16 protein-coding genes and 1 tRNA gene are annotated in these 15,860 nt (G+C 71.6%); 8 read left to right on the top strand and 9 right to left on the bottom strand.

Annotation, left to right across the window (positions count from 1 at the left end):
- A partial coding sequence (locus ACFHYO_RS06415) for a pseudouridine synthase (protein ID WP_394319161.1) occupies positions 1 to 1,376 on the bottom strand: 1,376 nt, incomplete at its 3' end.
- Between the two features lie 108 nt (positions 1,377 to 1,484).
- Between ACFHYO_RS06415 and ACFHYO_RS06410 the strand changes: the two genes are divergently transcribed.
- The 3 genes from ACFHYO_RS06410 to ACFHYO_RS06400 all read left to right on the top strand — a co-directional run bounded on the left by ACFHYO_RS06410 (position 1,485) and on the right by ACFHYO_RS06400 (position 5,787).
- Positions 1,485 to 1,931 carry a nucleoside deaminase gene (locus tag ACFHYO_RS06410; protein WP_394319159.1) on the top strand — a complete coding sequence of 149 codons (447 nt, stop codon included), beginning with the start codon at positions 1,485 to 1,487 and terminating at the stop codon, positions 1,929 to 1,931.
- A 15-nt stretch (positions 1,932 to 1,946) separates the two neighbouring features.
- Complete coding sequence (locus ACFHYO_RS06405) at positions 1,947 to 2,267, top strand: hypothetical protein (protein WP_394319157.1); 321 nt, start codon at positions 1,947 to 1,949, stop codon at positions 2,265 to 2,267.
- A gap of 91 nt (positions 2,268 to 2,358) precedes the next feature.
- Positions 2,359 to 5,787 carry a pyruvate carboxylase gene (locus ACFHYO_RS06400; protein WP_394319155.1) on the top strand — a complete coding sequence of 1,143 codons (3,429 nt, stop codon included), beginning with the start codon at positions 2,359 to 2,361 and terminating at the stop codon, positions 5,785 to 5,787.
- Between the two features lie 72 nt (positions 5,788 to 5,859).
- On the opposite strand, the gene ACFHYO_RS06395 is transcribed toward ACFHYO_RS06400, so the two are convergent.
- Together ACFHYO_RS06395 and ACFHYO_RS06390 are read right to left on the bottom strand one after the other, a co-directional pair.
- Entirely contained in the window at positions 5,860 to 6,333 is a 474-nt protein-coding gene (locus tag ACFHYO_RS06395; protein WP_052175170.1) for a hypothetical protein, read from the bottom strand.
- Positions 6,323 to 6,946, bottom strand: coding sequence for a DUF5671 domain-containing protein (locus tag ACFHYO_RS06390; protein WP_394319153.1), 624 nt, complete (start codon positions 6,944 to 6,946; stop codon positions 6,323 to 6,325). The genes ACFHYO_RS06395 and ACFHYO_RS06390 overlap by 11 nt, the downstream gene beginning before the upstream one ends.
- Positions 6,947 to 7,282: 336 nt before the next feature.
- On the opposite strand from ACFHYO_RS06390, the gene ACFHYO_RS06385 reads away from it, so the two are divergent.
- Positions 7,283 to 7,357, top strand: a tRNA-Gly gene (locus ACFHYO_RS06385).
- 646 nt (positions 7,358 to 8,003) lie between these two features.
- On the opposite strand, the gene ACFHYO_RS06380 is transcribed toward ACFHYO_RS06385, so the two are convergent.
- The gene (locus tag ACFHYO_RS06380; RefSeq protein ID WP_394319151.1) at positions 8,004 to 8,837 is read right to left on the bottom strand and encodes an LOG family protein; all 834 of its coding nucleotides are present in this window, start codon (positions 8,835 to 8,837) and stop codon (positions 8,004 to 8,006) included.
- 107 nt (positions 8,838 to 8,944) lie between these two features.
- Here ACFHYO_RS06380 and dapD point away from each other — a divergent pair, with 107 nt between their 5' ends.
- A complete protein-coding gene (dapD, locus tag ACFHYO_RS06375; protein ID WP_168782464.1) occupies positions 8,945 to 9,799 on the top strand; it encodes a 2,3,4,5-tetrahydropyridine-2,6-dicarboxylate N-succinyltransferase in 855 nt (284 codons plus the stop codon).
- A gap of 35 nt (positions 9,800 to 9,834) precedes the next feature.
- Here the strand turns inward: dapD and ACFHYO_RS06370 are convergent, their stop codons facing one another.
- On the bottom strand, positions 9,835 to 10,197 hold the full coding sequence (locus ACFHYO_RS06370; RefSeq protein WP_394319149.1) for a TM2 domain-containing protein: 363 nt from the start codon (positions 10,195 to 10,197) through the stop codon (positions 9,835 to 9,837).
- Positions 10,198 to 10,349: 152 nt separating this feature from the next.
- Between ACFHYO_RS06370 and ACFHYO_RS06365 the strand changes: the two genes are divergently transcribed.
- A complete protein-coding gene (locus ACFHYO_RS06365; protein WP_036704184.1) occupies positions 10,350 to 10,598 on the top strand; it encodes a GlsB/YeaQ/YmgE family stress response membrane protein in 249 nt (82 codons plus the stop codon).
- Between the two features lie 111 nt (positions 10,599 to 10,709).
- Here ACFHYO_RS06365 and ACFHYO_RS06360 read toward each other — a convergent pair whose 3' ends face one another.
- Together ACFHYO_RS06360 and ACFHYO_RS06355 are read right to left on the bottom strand one after the other, a co-directional pair.
- A complete protein-coding gene (locus tag ACFHYO_RS06360; protein WP_043134052.1) occupies positions 10,710 to 11,963 on the bottom strand; it encodes a lytic murein transglycosylase in 1,254 nt (417 codons plus the stop codon).
- Positions 11,964 to 12,083: 120 nt separating this feature from the next.
- A complete protein-coding gene (locus ACFHYO_RS06355; protein WP_043134046.1) occupies positions 12,084 to 12,413 on the bottom strand; it encodes a DUF8846 family protein in 330 nt (109 codons plus the stop codon).
- Positions 12,414 to 12,462: 49 nt separating this feature from the next.
- On the opposite strand from ACFHYO_RS06355, the gene ACFHYO_RS06350 reads away from it, so the two are divergent.
- A complete protein-coding gene (locus tag ACFHYO_RS06350) occupies positions 12,463 to 12,930 on the top strand; it encodes a YbaK/EbsC family protein (protein ID WP_394319147.1) in 468 nt (155 codons plus the stop codon).
- On the opposite strand, the gene ACFHYO_RS06345 is transcribed toward ACFHYO_RS06350, so the two are convergent.
- Entirely contained in the window at positions 12,920 to 13,645 is a 726-nt protein-coding gene (locus ACFHYO_RS06345; protein WP_394319145.1) for a DUF421 domain-containing protein, read from the bottom strand. The two genes, ACFHYO_RS06350 and ACFHYO_RS06345, sit on opposite strands and share 11 nt — an antisense overlap.
- 73 nt (positions 13,646 to 13,718) lie before the next feature.
- On the opposite strand from ACFHYO_RS06345, the gene ACFHYO_RS06340 reads away from it, so the two are divergent.
- On the top strand, positions 13,719 to 14,945 hold the full coding sequence (locus ACFHYO_RS06340; protein ID WP_394319143.1) for an NAD(P)/FAD-dependent oxidoreductase: 1,227 nt from the start codon (positions 13,719 to 13,721) through the stop codon (positions 14,943 to 14,945).
- Between the two features lie 78 nt (positions 14,946 to 15,023).
- On the opposite strand, the gene ACFHYO_RS06335 is transcribed toward ACFHYO_RS06340, so the two are convergent.
- A complete protein-coding gene (locus tag ACFHYO_RS06335; RefSeq protein ID WP_394319141.1) occupies positions 15,024 to 15,530 on the bottom strand; it encodes an RNA pyrophosphohydrolase in 507 nt (168 codons plus the stop codon).
- Positions 15,531 to 15,860 lie beyond the last annotated feature (330 nt).

Genomic DNA, 15,860 nt, shown 5'->3' with positions numbered 1-15,860 from the left:
GGGGCGCCGCGCAGCGCGGAACGGTCGGCGCGGGGCCGGTCGGGGCGGGCGCCGCCACGGGCGCCCTCGCTGCGCGGTGCGGGCGCGGCGTCGTCGCTCTCGCCGGTCAGCAGACCGCCGAGCTGGTCGCGCAGCATCCGCCGCTTCACCTCGCGGACCTCGTTCGCCTCCATCCCGGTCAGGCGGAAGGGGCCGTAGCTGACCCGAATCAGCCGGTTCACCACCAGCCCGACATGGGCCATCGCGCGGCGGATCTCGCGGTTCTTGCCCTCGCGGATGCCGACCGTCAGCCAGGCGTTGGCGCCCTTTTGGCTGTCGAGCTTGACCTCCATCGGCTGGAACGCCTCGCCGTCGATCACCGCGCCGCGGCGCAGCGGGTCGAAGGTCAGCTCGGTCGGCTGGCCGTTCACCCGCACCCGGTACCGCCTGAGCCAGCCGGTCGCCGGCAGTTCCAGCCGCCGCTTCAGCTCACCGTCGTTGGTCAGCAGCAGCAGCCCTTCCGAGTTGAGATCGAGCCGGCCGATGCTCATCACCCGCGGCAGGTCGCGGGGCAGCGCATCGTAGATCGTCTGCCGCCCCTTCTCGTCCGCGTCCGAGGTCACCAGCCCGACCGGCTTGTAATACATCCAGAGCCGGGTTTCCTGCGGCGCCTCGAGCGGCTTGCCGTCCACCCGCACCTTGTCGCTGCGTCGCACGTCGAGCGCCGGGCTCGAGATCGTGGCGCCGTTCACCGAGACGCGGCCCTCGAGGATCATGCGCTCGGCCTCGCGGCGGCTGGCGATCCCGGCGCGGGCCATGACCTTGGCGATGCGCTCGCCCGCGCCGGCGGGCGCGGCGTCCGTCTGGGGCGCCTTCGGTTTGGATGCGCGGGCCGTGCTGGCGGAATCCGCGTCCTCGGCGCCGTCGTCCTCGTCGTCGCTCTCGTCGCTCTCGTCGTCGCCGGCCTCGTCGTCGCCCTCGTCGTCGTCGTCGTCGTCGTCGTCGTCGTCGTCGTCGTCGTCGTCGTCGTCGTCGTCGTCGTCGTCGTCGTCGTCGTCGTCGTCGTCGTCAGAGGCGTCCTCGCCCGCGTCGTCGGTGGCAAGCCCTTCGGCGTCGTCCGGGTCGTCACCGTAGATCTCGGCGTATTCGTCGTCGGACTCGGGGTCGGACTCGGGGTCGGACTCGGGGTCGGCCTGCCCCTCGGGCGCGACCGGGTCGTCGAGCGACTCGGCCGGTTCGGGGTCGGCGCCAAGGTCCGGCTCGTCGGCCTCGGTCCGATCGGCCGGGCGCGGGTCGGGGCCGGGCGCGCCGGTCTCGGTCTCGCGCTCGCCTTCGAACTCGGGGCGCGGGGCGTCGGGGGACGCGGTGTCGTCGGGGTTGCGGGGGTCTTCGGTCATGGCGATCTCCTGCGCATCGCTGCGGTGGCAAGCGGCTGTCTTAGGCCGAACGCCCGGGGGGCGAAAGCGGTTCTTGCGCCGCAGCCGCGGACGGGCCATGCGGGGACCATGTTCACCAGCCGCATGGACGACGCCCTGACCGAGGCCCGCGCCGCCGCGACCCGCGGCGAGGTGCCGGTGGGTGCGGTGCTCTGCGATCCCGCGGGCCGGGTGGTGGCCGCGGACGGCAACCGCACGCGCGAGCTGTCCGATCCGACCGCCCACGCCGAGATCCTGGTGATCCGCACCGCCTGCGCGGCCGTGGGGTCCGAGCGGCTGCCCGGCTACCGGCTGTGGGTGACGCTCGAGCCCTGCCCGATGTGCGCCGCCGCGATTGCCGCGGCCCGGATCGCCGTGCTCTATTACGGGGCGCCGGACCCGCGGATGGGGGGCGTGGCGCACGGGGCGCGGGTGTTCGACCACCCGCAGTGCCACCACCGGCCCGAGGTCTACGAAGGCCTCGCCGCCGATGCCGCCCAATCGCTGCTGCGCGGGTTCTTTGCCGCCCGGCGCTGAGGAAAGGAGACCGCCATGATCCGCCTCGCCCTGCTCACCGCGCTGATCGCCGGGTGCACCCCGGCCCTGACCGGCGAGCGCGTCGAGGTCTGGACCCCGGCGGGCTCGGTCCAGTGCGAGCCCGGCTCGGGGATCAGCGCGGCCGAGGCCGCCGCCCGGCTGGTCGCGGCGGGCGTCACCCCGGCGGGGCCGGCGCGCGCAGGTCAGGACGGGATGATGCGCCCGGCGGTCTGCGGCGGCGGGGACGGGCGGGTCTGGGTGATCGGGATCGCGGCCGGCGACCTCGCTCGCGCCCGTGCCGCGGGCTTCGCGCCGCTGGCCGAGCTGCCGGGCTGACCCCCTGCATCCCCCGGGACCCCCGCGCCGGGGGTTGCCCCGGCGCCGCCGCCGCTTAAGGTCGGCCGGGTTCCCAGCGAGGTGCCACCCGATGTTCGAGAAGATCCTGATCGCCAACCGCGGCGAGATCGCCATCCGGGTGATGCGCGCCGCGACCGAGCTGGGCAAGCGCACCGTCGCCGTCTACGCCGAAGAGGACAAGCTCGGCCTGCACCGCTTCAAGGCCGACGAGGCCTACCGCATCGGCGCGGGGCTGGGGCCGGTCGCGGCCTACCTCTCGATCCCCGAGATCATCCGCGTCGCGCGCGAGGCGGGGTGCGACGCCATCCACCCGGGCTACGGGCTTCTGTCCGAGAACCCCGAGTTCGTGGACGCCTGCACCGCCGCCGGCATCACCTTCATCGGCCCGACCGCCGAGACGATGCGCGCGCTTGGCGACAAGGCCAGCGCCCGGCGGGTGGCCATCGCGGCCGGCGTGCCCGTGATTCCCGCGACCGAGGTGCTGGGCGACGACATGGAAGCGGTCCGCCGTCAGGCCGCCGAGATCGGCTATCCGCTGATGCTCAAGGCCAGCTGGGGCGGCGGCGGGCGCGGGATGCGGCCCATCGCCGCCGAGACCGAGCTGGCCGAGAAGGTCCGCGAAGGCCGGCGCGAGGCCGAGGCTGCGTTCGGCAACGGCGAGGGCTATCTGGAAAAGATGATCCAGCGCGCCCGCCACGTCGAGGTGCAGCTTCTGGGCGACAGCCACGGCGGGCTCTATCACCTCTATGAGCGTGACTGCACCGTGCAGCGCCGCAACCAGAAGGTGGTCGAGCGCGCCCCTGCCCCCTATCTGACCGACGCCCAGCGGGCCGAGGTCTGCGACCTGGCGCTGCGGATCGGCCGCGCGGTCGGCTATCGCAACGCCGGCACGGTCGAGTTCCTGATGGATATGGACTCGCAGCAGTTCTACTTCATCGAGGTGAACCCGCGCGTCCAGGTCGAGCACACCGTGACCGAAGAGGTCACCGGCATCGACATCGTGCAGGCCCAGATCCGCATCGCCGAGGGCGCGACGCTGGCCGAGGCGACCGGCCACGCCCGGCAAGAGGACATCGCGCTGTCGGGCCATGCGATCCAGTGCCGGGTCACGACCGAGGACCCGCAGAACAACTTCATCCCCGACTACGGCCGGATCAGCGCCTATCGCAGCGCCACCGGCAACGGCATCCGGCTGGACGGCGGCACGGCCTATGCGGGCGCGGTCATCACCCGGTTCTACGATTCGCTCCTGGTCAAGGTCACCGCCTGGGCGCAGACCCCCGAGGCGGCGATCCGGCGGATGGACCGGGCGCTGCGCGAGTTCCGCGTCCGCGGCGTCTCGACCAACATCGACTTCGTGATCAACCTGCTGAAACACCCGGTGTTTCTGGCCGACGCGGCGACCACTAAGTTCATCGACACGACGCCCGAGCTGTTCGACTTCACCCCCCGCAAGGACCGGGCGACGCGGATCCTGACCTATCTGGCCGACATTACCGTGAATGGCCACCCCGAGACAGCGGGCCGCCCGCGCCCGGCGCTGGCGCGCCCGCCGGTCCCCCCGGCTCCGCGGGGCGCGGTGCCGGACGGCACGCGCCAGATGCTCGAGCGCGAGGGGCCGCAGGCGGTGGCCGACTGGATGGGGCGGCAGACGCGGCTGCTCGTCACCGACACCACGATGCGCGACGGGCACCAGTCGCTGCTGGCAACCCGGATGCGCTCGATCGACATGATACGGGTGGCGCCGGCCTATGCGGCGAACCTGTCGGGCCTCTTCAGCGTCGAATGCTGGGGCGGGGCGACCTTCGACGTGGCCTATCGCTTTCTGCAGGAATGCCCGTGGCAGCGGCTGCGCGACATCCGCGCGGCGATGCCGAACGTGATGACGCAGATGCTGCTTCGGGCCTCGAACGGGGTCGGCTACACCAACTACCCCGACAATGTGGTGCGAGAGTTCGTGCGCCAGGCCGCCGCCTCGGGCGTCGACGTGTTCCGGGTCTTCGATTCGCTGAACTGGGTCGAGAACATGCGCGTGGCGATGGACGCGGTGCTCGACTCGGGCAAGCTCTGCGAGGGGGCGGTCTGCTATACCGGCGACATCCTCGACCCCGACCGGGCCAAGTACGACCTGCGCTATTATGTTGAGACGGCGACCGCGCTGCGCGACGCGGGCGCCCATGTGCTGGGCGTCAAGGACATGGCCGGGCTCCTGAAGCCCGCCGCCGCCACGGCGCTCTTCGCCGCGCTGCGGGACGAGGTGGGGCTGCCGATCCACTTCCACACCCACGACACCTCGGGCCTTGCCGGGGCGACGGTGCTGACCGCGGCCGAGGCGGGGGTCGCCTGCGTGGACGCGGCGATGGATGCGTTCTCGGGCGGCACCTCGCAGCCCTGCCTCGGCTCGATCGTCGAGGCCTTGGCGCACACGCCGCGCGACACCGGGCTCGACATCGCCGCGATCCGCGAGATTTCAAACTATTGGGAGCGGGTGCGCGACCAGTACGCGGCCTTCGAGGCCGGCGGCCGGGCGCCCGCGTCCGAGGTCTGGCTGCACGAGATGCCGGGGGGCCAGTTCACCAATCTCAAGGCGCAGGCCCGCAGCCTCGGGCTCGAAGAGCGCTGGCACGAGGTGGCGCAGGCCTATGCCGACGCCAACCAGATGTTCGGCGACATCGTGAAGGTCACGCCGTCCTCCAAGGTGGTGGGCGACATGGCGCTGATGATGGTGGCCCAGGGGCTGACCCGCGCCGAGGTCGAGGACCCGGCCGTCGAGGTCGCCTTCCCCGAGTCGGTCGTGGACATGATGCGCGGCAACCTCGGCCAGCCGCCGGGCGGGTGGCCCGCGGCGCTGCAGGCCAAGGTGCTGAAGGGCGAGGCGCCGATCACCGACCGGCCCGGCGCGCATCTACCGCCAGTGGACCTCGAGGCGGCGCGCGCGGGGCTGGCCGAAAAGCTCGACGCCGAGATCGACGACGAGGACCTGAACGGCTGGCTGATGTATCCCAAGGTCTTTCAGGACTACGCCGAGCGCCACCGCCTCTATGGCCCGGTGCGCACGCTGCCGACGCTCGCCTTCTTCTACGGGATGGAGCCGGGCGAGGAGATCGTGGCCGAGATCGACCCCGGCAAGACGCTGGAAATCCGCCTGCTGACGGTGGGCGAGACTGACGACGCGGGCGAGGCCAAGGTGTTCTTCGAGCTCAACGGCCAGCCGCGCAGCGTCCGGGTGCCGAACCGCTCGGTCAAGGCGCGGGCGGCGGCGCGGGTGAAGGCCGACCCGGCCAACCCCGCCCACATCGGCGCGCCGATGCCCGGCGTGGTGGCGAGCGTGGCGGTGCAGCCGGGGGCCTCGGTCAAGCCGGGCGACCTGCTGCTGACCATCGAGGCGATGAAGATGGAGACCGGTATCCACGCCGACCGCGCGGCGGTGGTCAAGGCGGTGCACGTCGCGCCCGCGCAGCAGATCGACGCCAAGGACCTGCTGATCGAGCTGGAGTGAGGGGACGGCCCTGACGGGCCGTGGCCTCCGGCGGGGATATTTGGGCAAGAAAGAAGCGCGAACGTGCGGGGCTCAGTTGGCCGGTAGCACGTCGGCCTGGACGGCAGCGTCGGGCCGCGTCTCGGGCACGGGCGGCAGTTCGCGGGCGATGCAGTCGCCGTCGCGCTCGCGCCCGAAGCGGTAGGGATAGGGGATCGCCTGGGGCGGCAGCTCGAAGTCGGCGCAGAGGCGGTAGTGGACGTCGTCCACCCGCTCGAACCGATAGGCGGCGCCCGTGGCCGTGTCGGTCAGCGGCAGCGGCCCGGGGCAGGCCTCGGTCTCGGTCAGCGCCGCGGGCATGACCCGGCTGTTGCCCTCGCGCGAGAGGCATTCGACGTGCAGTGCCAGGCGATTCAGGTCGTCGACCCGCGCCGCGTCGCGGCGTTCCTTGCGCGCCTGCGACGGGCCGCCGCCGAGGGCCAGCCCGGCGATGACGAGGACCAGCGCCAACCCGGCGATGGCGAGGCTGGCCCAGCCCTGGGGCGAGCGGCGCGGATCAGCGGTCATCGAGTTCGTCCCGGTAATAGGCGAAGGCCAGCCCACCGATCACCGCGATCAACAGCGCCTTGGCGGCGAATCGGCCGGTCAGCTCGCCCTCGAGCAGCGCATTCACGACCGCGACCAGATCGCCGAGCAGCGCCAGCGAGGCGAGCAGCAGCGTGATCGCCGCGAACCACTTGCGCACCAGCGAGCGGCGGCGCCCCGGGTCGCCCGCGCTCTGCCGCGCCACCCGGCGGTTGAGCCACAAAAACAGCGGCACGGTCGGGATCAGGACCGCGATGTTCCAGCGCATCGACCCGACGAGCAGGCCGTAGCGGTCGGTCGGGTCGGGGATGAGCTGGTCGACGATCTTGAAGCCGAGCATGGCGAGGTGCCAGCAGATGCACCCCAGAATGAGGAACAGCAGCCCGTAGACGAACCCCTCGCGTGCCGAGACATAGGCCCGCGGGCGCGGCACCGGCGGCAGCCCCGCGGGGCCCGGCGCCCAGGCGTCGAGGGCGGCGGCGACCTCGGTCGGCGACCATCCGGCCGAGCCGAGCGCCGCGGCGAGCGCGTCGGCCGGTTGCCCGGCGCTCAGGCCGGTGCGGACGAACTCGGCGATCTCGTCGCGGCCGGACATGGCGTTTCCTCGGGGCTCAGGGCGGTGATGCGCGGCCATAGGGGCGAGTGCGGGGGACGGTGTCAAGCGGACGGGCGGCGGGCCGCGCGGAGACGTGACCGGGGGTCGGGTGGCGGATTGGGGCCTTCGGGTGGGGAGCGGGCCGATGCTCTTCCCGTGCGCTGCTGAATGACGTCGGACACGCCGGCGTCGTGCGGCCGGTTTCGGCGCGCAAACCCCGGCGCCTCCGACGCCGATCACGCGCCTCTGCGTCACGCACCAAATTTCCTCTTGCAGCCCCCCGCGGGCTTCTCTACATCACCCGTCACCGGCAGCGGACGCCGCCGGGAACGGAGCGCGGGCGTAGCTCAGGGGTAGAGCATAACCTTGCCAAGGTTAGGGTCGTGAGTTCGAATCTCATCGCCCGCTCCAATAACGAAAAGGCCGGTCCCTCGTGGGCCGGCCTTTTCGATTTGTGATATGGGAGTGGCGGCCGACGCCGTACACCCTGAGGCTTCTCTGCGAGCCATCAGCGCGGCCAATGCAGTAGATCGTATGCGCGTCGATCTGCGGCGGGTCCGAATCTGCGCACGCCGACCGCCTTAATCTTGGACGCATTGCTTGGTTTCGGGCGTGTGAGCCTCGGCCCCCTCCACTTGGAGAAGCGTCCGCGCGACGTCGGCTCAGTAGATTCATTGAATCGGTAGTTAATCGATTTGAGGACGCCCGATCTTTGTTTCCTGCCACGGCACAAAGATCGCGTGTATTTGAAAGAGTGGATTGCGCCCTTTGTTAAGGCTGAACGCCAGACACCTTTTGACTCAGTGATGCCATATCGCGTGCCATTGGCTTCCAAACCCGGGTTGCGCGGCCTCACCCTCCAACGCTGCGCCAACTTTTATGCGTCCATCGACCCCGCGCCTCAGCCCTTCTTCCCTTTGCGGGATTCACACATCTCCGTCTCGCAGGCCGCTCTTCACGGCGTGCGAGTCCTGAAAATACTTGGCGTGGAACGCCGATGCCCCTGCAATTCCCCTCACCCGCCCTTCGGAGCACAAATCGGGTTGGCAGGAACACGTTAGTCGCAGTCGTCCCCCTGGAAGGCGTCGATCGCCGCGATGGCTTCGTCGGCGGTCTCGACGAAGGTCATCAGCGCGAGGTCCTCGGGGCTGATCGTCCCCGATTCGGCCAGCGCCTCCCAGTTGATGATGCTGTCCCAGAACGACCGCCCGAACATGAGGAACGGCACCCGCTTCATCCGCTTCGTCTGGATCAGCGTCAGCGTCTCGAACATCTCGTCGAGCGTTCCGAAGCCGCCGGGGAACACCGTGATCGCCCGCGCGCGCATCAGGAAATGCATCTTGCGGATGGCGAAGTAGTGGAAGTTGAAGGACAGGTCCGGCGTCACATAGAGGTTCGGCGCCTGCTCGTGCGGCAGCACGATCCCCAGCCCGATCGACTGCCCGCCGGCCTCGTGGGCGCCCTTGTTGCCGGCCTCCATCACCCCCGGGCCGCCGCCGGTGCAGATCACCCAGTCGCGGCCGTAGCTGGCCATGCTGCGCTCGGTGATGAGGCGGGCGAAGCGCTCGGCCTCGGCGTAGTAATGCGACAGCCCGGCCAGCGTCGGGGTGCGGGCCCGCCCGGCGTCCTCGGGCGCGGGGATGCGGGCGCCGCCGAACATCACCACGGTGGATTTGATGCCGCGCTCGTCCATCACCAGCTGCGGCTTGAGCAGCTCGAGCTGCAGCCGCACCGGGCGCAGCTCTTCGCGCAGCAGGAACTCGGTGTCGGTGAAGGCGAGGCGATAGGCCGGGGCGCGGGTCTGCGGCGTATCGGGGTCCTGTGCCGCGATCACCGCGTCCTCCTCGCTGTGGCGGAACACGTTGGCGCGGTCGTCGTCGGCAGGCGTCATCTCAACCTCATCCTGCGGCCGCGCGGCGTTGCGCGGCCGGTCCTGCCCGGCTTATAGCCGAACGGGCATGATTTCCACCCGACCCCCAGCCCGAGGATGACCCGAGGATGACCCAGCCCCCCGCCCAAGCCGCCGCCCCCGCCTCTGCCGCGCTCGAGGCCGCCATCGAGGCCGCGTGGGAGGACCGCGACAGCATCTCCCCCGCCACCACCGGTGCGCACCGCGACGCGGTCGAGGCGACGCTCGAGGCGCTCGACCGGGGCGAGCTGCGTGTGGCCGAACGGCGCGGCGCCGACTGGCACGTGAACCAGTGGGCGAAAAAGGCGGTGCTGCTCGGATTCCGCCTCAAGGACATGGAGCTGCAGCCGGGCGGACCGCAGGACGGCACCTGGTGGGACAAGGTGGACAACAAGTTCGCCGGCTGGGGCGAGAACCGCTGGCGCGAGGCGGGCTTCCGCGCGGTGCCGAACTGCGTCGTGCGCCGCTCGGCCCATATCGCCCGCGGTGTGGTGCTGATGCCGAGCTTCGTGAACCTCGGCGCGTTCGTGGACGAGGGCACGATGGTCGACACCTGGGCCACGGTCGGCAGCTGCGCCCAGATCGGCAAGCGCGTGCACCTGTCGGGTGGCGTCGGCATCGGCGGCGTGCTGGAGCCGATGCAGGCGGGGCCGACGATCATCGAGGACGACTGCTTCATCGGCGCCCGCTCGGAGGTGGTCGAGGGGGTGATCGTGCGCGAGGGCTCGGTCCTCGGGATGGGCGTGTTCATCGGCCAGTCCACCAAGATCGTCGACCGCGAGACCGGCGCGGTCATGTATGGCGAGGTGCCCGCGGGCTCGGTCGTCGTCGCGGGCTCGATGCCGTCGAAGAACGGCGTGCATCTCTACTGCGCGGTGATCGTCAAGCGGGTGGACGCCAAGACCCGCTCGAAGACCTCGATCAACGAGCTGCTTCGCGACTGACCGGCCGCGCAGCACAGGCGCCCCGGCCCGCCCGGTCAGGCGGGCTGCGTCAGGGCCACGGCGGGGGGGGCGCCGGCGGCCCGCTCGAGTTCCCCGCGCATGAGCCGGCGCACCCGATCCTTGTCCCGCGCGACCATGCCCGGGACGAGGAACAGGTCGATGAACACCCAGACACCCACAACGCCGAGCGGCACGATCCCCACCATGATCGGCAGCGTCACCCAGCCGACGAGCCACAGCACCAGCATGAGCACCGCGGAACCCGTGTGGCCCAGATAGAAGCGGTGCGCACCGAAGCCGCCCACGAACAGCAGCAGAAGATAGGCGATGAGCGGTGATTTCGCGTCATTGGCGACGCGCTGTTCGATCAGCATCTGCTGGGTGGTATCAAGCGGCATGAGGCGATTCCATGAATGAACTGCCCCCGGCATAGCGCCCGACCGGTTGAGATCCGGTTAAGGCGCGCTGCCGCCAGCACTTTCCGTCCGACCCACAGGAAACCCGCGCCCGCCAACCGGCGTTTGAGCGCGCACAGGGACAGGAGTTTGCCATGCAGGGACTGGGTTGGCTGGCCGCGATCATCGTCGGCGGGATGGCGGGGTGGATCGCCTCGGGCATCATGGGGACGGGGACCGGGATCTTCGCCAATATCGTCGTGGGCATCGTCGGCGGCATGGTCGGCAACTGGCTGCTCGGCCTCGCCGGTATCAACATGCGCGCCGGAAGCTGGCTGGCGCAGGGGCTCGCGGCGCTGGTCGGGGCGCTGTTCATGATCTGGGTGGTGCAGGCGCTCGCTTGACCGCCACGCAGAAGAATAATTCCACGCCAAAGGGCCGCAGCACATCGCCGCGGCCCTTCTTTCTGGCTGAATTACCCTCGGGGTCCGGGGGGTTGGCCCCCGGTCCGCGGCTTACCGCCCGCGCAGTTGCCCGAGCAGGATCGAGGTCGCATAGCCGTCCGGCGGCACCCCGATCGAGCGCTGGAAGGCCGAGATGCTCTCCATCGTGCCCGAGCCGATCTTGCCGTCGATCTCGTCGCGGTAGAACCCGCGCGCGGTCAGCAGGCGCTGGATCTCGACCCGCTCGGCCTGGCTCAGCGGCCGGTCCGAGCGCGGCCAGGCGCCGATGATCCCCTGCCGCCCGGCGATGGCCTCGCCCAGGTACGACACCCCCAGCGCATAGCTGTCCGAGTTGTTGTAGCGCAGGATCGACCGGAAGTTGTCGAGGATCAGGAACGCAGGCCCGCGCGCCCCGGCCGGGCGGATGATCGAGCCGGTGCCCTGCGGCAGCGCGCCGCCGCCCTTGCGCCGCACGCCCGCCGCCGCCCACTGGGCCGACGACCGCCGGGTGCCCTTGCCCACGGCCGAGAAGCCCTGCGGCAGGTCGACCTCGGTCCCCCATGCCTGGCCACGCACCCAGCCGTTGCGGGCCAGATAGGCCGCGGTCGAGGCGAGGCTGTCGGTCGGGTCGTCCGACCAGATGTCGCGCCGCCCGTCGCCGGTGAAATCGACCGCGTAGCTCAGGTACGAGGTCGGCATGAACTGGGTATGCCCCATGGCCCCCGCCCACGAGCCCAGCATGTGCTGCGGATCGGTGTCGCCGGCCTGGATGATCTTCAGCGCCGCGATCAGCTGCTCCTGGAACATCCCCGCGCGGCGGCCGTCGAAGGCGAGCGTCGCCAGCGACGGGATGATCTGCATCCGGCCGCGGTTCGAGCCGAAGTTCGACTCCATCCCCCAGACCGCCAGCACGATCTCGCGCGGGACGCCGTAGCGGCCCTCGATCGCGGCGAGCGTGCCGGCATAGCGGGCCAGCATCTGCCGCCCGGTCGCCACCCGCACGTCCGAGACCGCGCCGTCGAGATAGAGCCAGACCGGGCGCGAGAACTCGGCCTGCTTGCGGTCCAGCCGGATCACCTCGGGGTTGTAGCGGGCGATGGACATGGCCCGGTCATAGGTCGCGGGGGTGATCCCCTGCGACAGGGCGCGGGGGCGGAAGTCGTTGACCCACTTGCGAAAACCGGCCTCGGTGCCGGGGTCGGTCGCGGGGATCGGGGCGACGGTCTGGGCGCCGCCGCCGCTGCCCGGCGCGACCCGCACGCCGCAGGACGCCAGCGCCGCCACCAGCGCCGCCGACATCGCCACCCGCGCGACCCCTCGCGTCATCGAAATCACCATCTGCTGCCTCGCCGTGTTATGGTTTTGCTTGGGCGAATCCTAACCGCGCGCCGGCGCGGCTGGCAACCCGTCGCGCGCGCGCCCTGCCCTGCGGCGGGCCCGTCCGGCTTACCCGCGCGGGGCGTCGTCCTCGGGATAGAGCGGCTCCATCTGGGCGACGATCACGCTGTTCTCGTCCAGCGCCCGGGCCATCAGCGCGCGCTCTTCGTCGGGGATCTCGTCGCCGCCCTTCAGCCGGTCCTCGAGGCTGCCGTACCCCTGCACCTCGAGCGGCGCGAGGTCGGCCTGCTTGAGGATCGCCACCGTCTCGCGCACCGCCTCGGCCTGGTCCTTGCCGGCGGCATAGCAGATCAGCGCAGCGCCCGTGGCGCCCTTGGGCAGGCCGTCGCCCGCCTTGCGCCCGACCTCGACAAGCAGCGTGTAGACCTGTTGTGCCATCCCGCGCCCCCTGCGATGTTGCCCGCCGTCATGGCAACGGGGATGGGACATGAGCCGAAGTTTGGCAAGGGTCGAGGCGGCGCTGGCGGCAGCCGAGCTGCCCGTCCGGGTGATCGAAGCCGGCGCCTGCCGCACCGCCGAGGAGGCCGCGGCCGCGGTCGGCTGCGCCGTGGACCAGATCGCCAAGTCGATCATCTTCCGCGGCGAGGACACGGGCCATGTCGTGCTGTTCCTCACCGCCGGCGGCAACCGGGTCGATCCGGCCAAGGCGTCCGCGGTCGCCGGGCAGCGGCTGGGCAAGGCCGACGCCGCGCTGATCCGGGCCGAGACGGGGTTTGCGATCGGCGGGGTGGCGCCGGTCGGGCACCTCGGCCCGGTCGAGGCCTACTGGGACCCGCGCCTGTCCGAGTTCGACACCGTCTGGGCCGCCGCCGGCACGCCCCGCCACGTCTTTGCCGCCCCGCCCGCGGCGCTCTGCCGCGCCGCCGGGGCGCGGGTTGCCGACTTCACCGCCTGACGTCGGGACCGGGGCTGTCGGGCGGGTCGGTCGGGCGGGTCCACCGGCTGCACCCGCAGTCCGGGCAGGCGGCAGTCGCGGTGGCATGGATGGCCCCGCAGTTGAGGCAGCAGGCGGCCTCTCCCGCCCGGGCGGGCGGGGGGTCGCTGGCCTCGGACGACGGCAGCAGGTTCAGGGGCGGGACGATGGCGAGGCCCGGGGCGGGCCTCTCGCGCCGGACCACCGACAGCCCGCCCCCGGCCTCAAGATAGGCCGCCGCGACCTCGCCCAGGTTCTGCACCCCGGCCATCCGCAGCATCGCCTTGACCTCGAGCGCGCTCAGGTCGCGGTGCGCCATGCCTTCGGGCAGCAGCCGCCCCCCGCTCAGCACCGCGACCGGGCGGCCGTCGATCAGATGCTTGACGCGCTCGGACCGCTCGATGAGCGAGTCGATCAGCTTGTTCAGCCCCACGATCACCGTGACCACGGTCATCGCCTGCAGCATCGGCACGTCGTCGTAGAAGGTGGCATCCCCCACCGCCGAGCCGAGCGCGATGACCAGCAGCAGGTCCACCATCGAGAGCTGCGCCACCGAGCGCCCGCCGATCCAGCGGATCAGCGCGAGGGTATAGCCGTAGATGATGACGGTGCGCACGACGATCTCGGCGTAATAGAGCGGCGGGTGCTCCCCGAAGAACATCCGCCCCAGTTCGAAGGGCGCGACGGGATCGTCCATGTTTCACCTCGGGTCACGGGAACCGCCTGACGCGGCGTGGCTTTCCGGCGGGTGCGACCCGCGTGAGGATGTGATGACCAAGGATGCCGAGACCCGCAAGGACGACCTGAGAACGGGCGACAGCTTCTGGTTGCACACCCCCCGGATCACCCCGCCGGCCGGGCCGATGCCGGCGCGGTCGGGGTGGGATGCGGTGGTGGTTGGGGCCGGGATCAGCGGCGCGCTGGTGGCCGAGGCGCTGAGCCGAGCGGGCCGCAAGGTGCTGGTGCTCGACCGCCGCCGGGCGGTGCGCGGCTCGACGCCGGCCTCGACGGCGATGATCCAGCACGAGATCGACGTGCCGCTGTCGCGGCTGATCCGGCAGACCGGCCGGGCGCGGGCCGAGGGGGCGTGGCTGCGCTCGGTCCGGGCGGTGGGCGACCTGGTGGCGTTGACCCGGCGGCTCAAGATCGACTGCGACATGCAGCCGAAGCGGGCGCTTTACCTTGCCGGCGACGACATGGGCGGGCGCGGGCTCAAGACTGAGGCCAAAGCGCGCCATGAGGCGGGGATCGCCTGCGAATACCTGTCGCGGGCCGCGCTGCGCGAGCGGTTCGGCATCGACCGGACCGCGGCGATCGTCTCGGATGCCTCAGCCAGCGCCAACCCGGCGCAGCTGGCCGCAGGGCTGCTCGCCGCCGCCGTCGCCCGCGGCGCCGTCATCGCCGAGGGGGTCGAGGTCACCGACATGGCCGAGCTGCCCGGCGGCGTGGCGCTCGCCACCCGCGACGGCTGCGTGATCACCGCCGCCCACGCGGTGTTCTGCACCGGCTACGAGTTCCTGCCCAGCATGGAGAGCCCGAGCCACGAGATCACCTCGACCTGGGCGCTCGCCTCGCCTCCGCGGGTGACGCACCCGGCGTGGCTCGACCAGTTCCTCGTGTGGGAGGCGTCGGACCCCTATCTCTACTTCCGCACCACGCCGCAGGGGCGGCTGATCGTCGGCGGCGAGGACGAGGACAGCCCGGACCGCAACGAGGACCCGGCGCTGCTGGACCACAAGGCCGCTGTGATCGGCGAGAAGCTGCGGGCGCTGACCGGGATCGAGATCGGGACGCCCGCCTATGTCTGGTCGGCGCCGTTCGGCAACACCACCGACGGGCTGCCGATCATCGACCGGGTGCCGGGGCACGAGCGGGTGTTTTCGGTCATGGGGTTCGGCGGCAACGGGATCACCTTCTCGATGATCGCGGCGCAGATCGTGGCGGCCGCGATCGTCGGCAAGCCCGACCCCGACGCGGGGCTGTTCGCGTTCCGCTGAGCGGGCACGCGCGGGGGCTGTCTGCCCCCGCACCCCCGAGGATATTTCGGCAAGGAAGAAGTCTGACCGCCGGGGCTGTCAGCCCTTGGCGAGATGCTCGCGGAACGCGTCGAACACGCTGTCATAGACGGCGCGCTTGAACGGCACGATCTTGCCCGAGATCTCCTCGGGCGCCATCCACTGCCAGGCGTCGAACTCGGGGTGGTCGGTGGCGATGTTCACCTGCTCGTCGGTGCCGCGATAGCGGACGAGGAACCACTTCTGCGCCTGACCGCCATAACGGCCCTTCCAGATCTTGCCGACCAGCTCGGGCGGCAGGTCGTAGCGCACCCAGTCCGGGGTCTCGGCCACCACGTCGCAGAGATCGGCGGAGATCCCCGTCTCTTCCCGCAGCTCGCGCAGGGCGGCCTCGCGCGGGTCCTCGCCCTTGTCGATCCCGCCCTGCGGCATCTGCCATGCGTCGGCGGCGTTGTCGATGCGGTGGCCGGCGAAGACCCGGCCGGCCTCGTTGATCAGCACCACCCCCGCGCAGGGGCGATAGGGCAGCCCCGCGGGGCCGAGCGGGCCGTCCTGCCGCTTGGTCATGGCTTGGGCGCCGGGGCGTCGGTGGGCCGGTCGGCCGGACGCTCCACCGGGGCATCGGCCGGCGGGGCCGCGTCGGGGGTGTCCGCCGCGCCGTCCGTTGCGCCGTCCGGCGCGCCCTCGGGGGCCGTTCCGGTGGCCGCGTCGGGGGTCGTCCCCGCGTCGGTCCCGGCGTCAGTCCCGGCGTCGGTCCCCGCCTCGGGGGCGGCGGCGTCGGTCGCGGCGGGCTCGCCGTCGGCCGGATCACCCTCGCCGCTCGGCGCCGCCCCCTCGCGGGCGGCGTTCGAGGTCGCGTCCTGCCCAGTCACCGCGGGCTTGGCCGCGTCGGCCACG

The sequence above is a fragment of the Paracoccus panacisoli genome (assembly GCF_042435015.1).
Lineage (GTDB): Bacteria > Pseudomonadota > Alphaproteobacteria > Rhodobacterales > Rhodobacteraceae > Paracoccus > Paracoccus panacisoli.
This window is presented reverse-complemented; position numbering and strand designations above follow the sequence as displayed.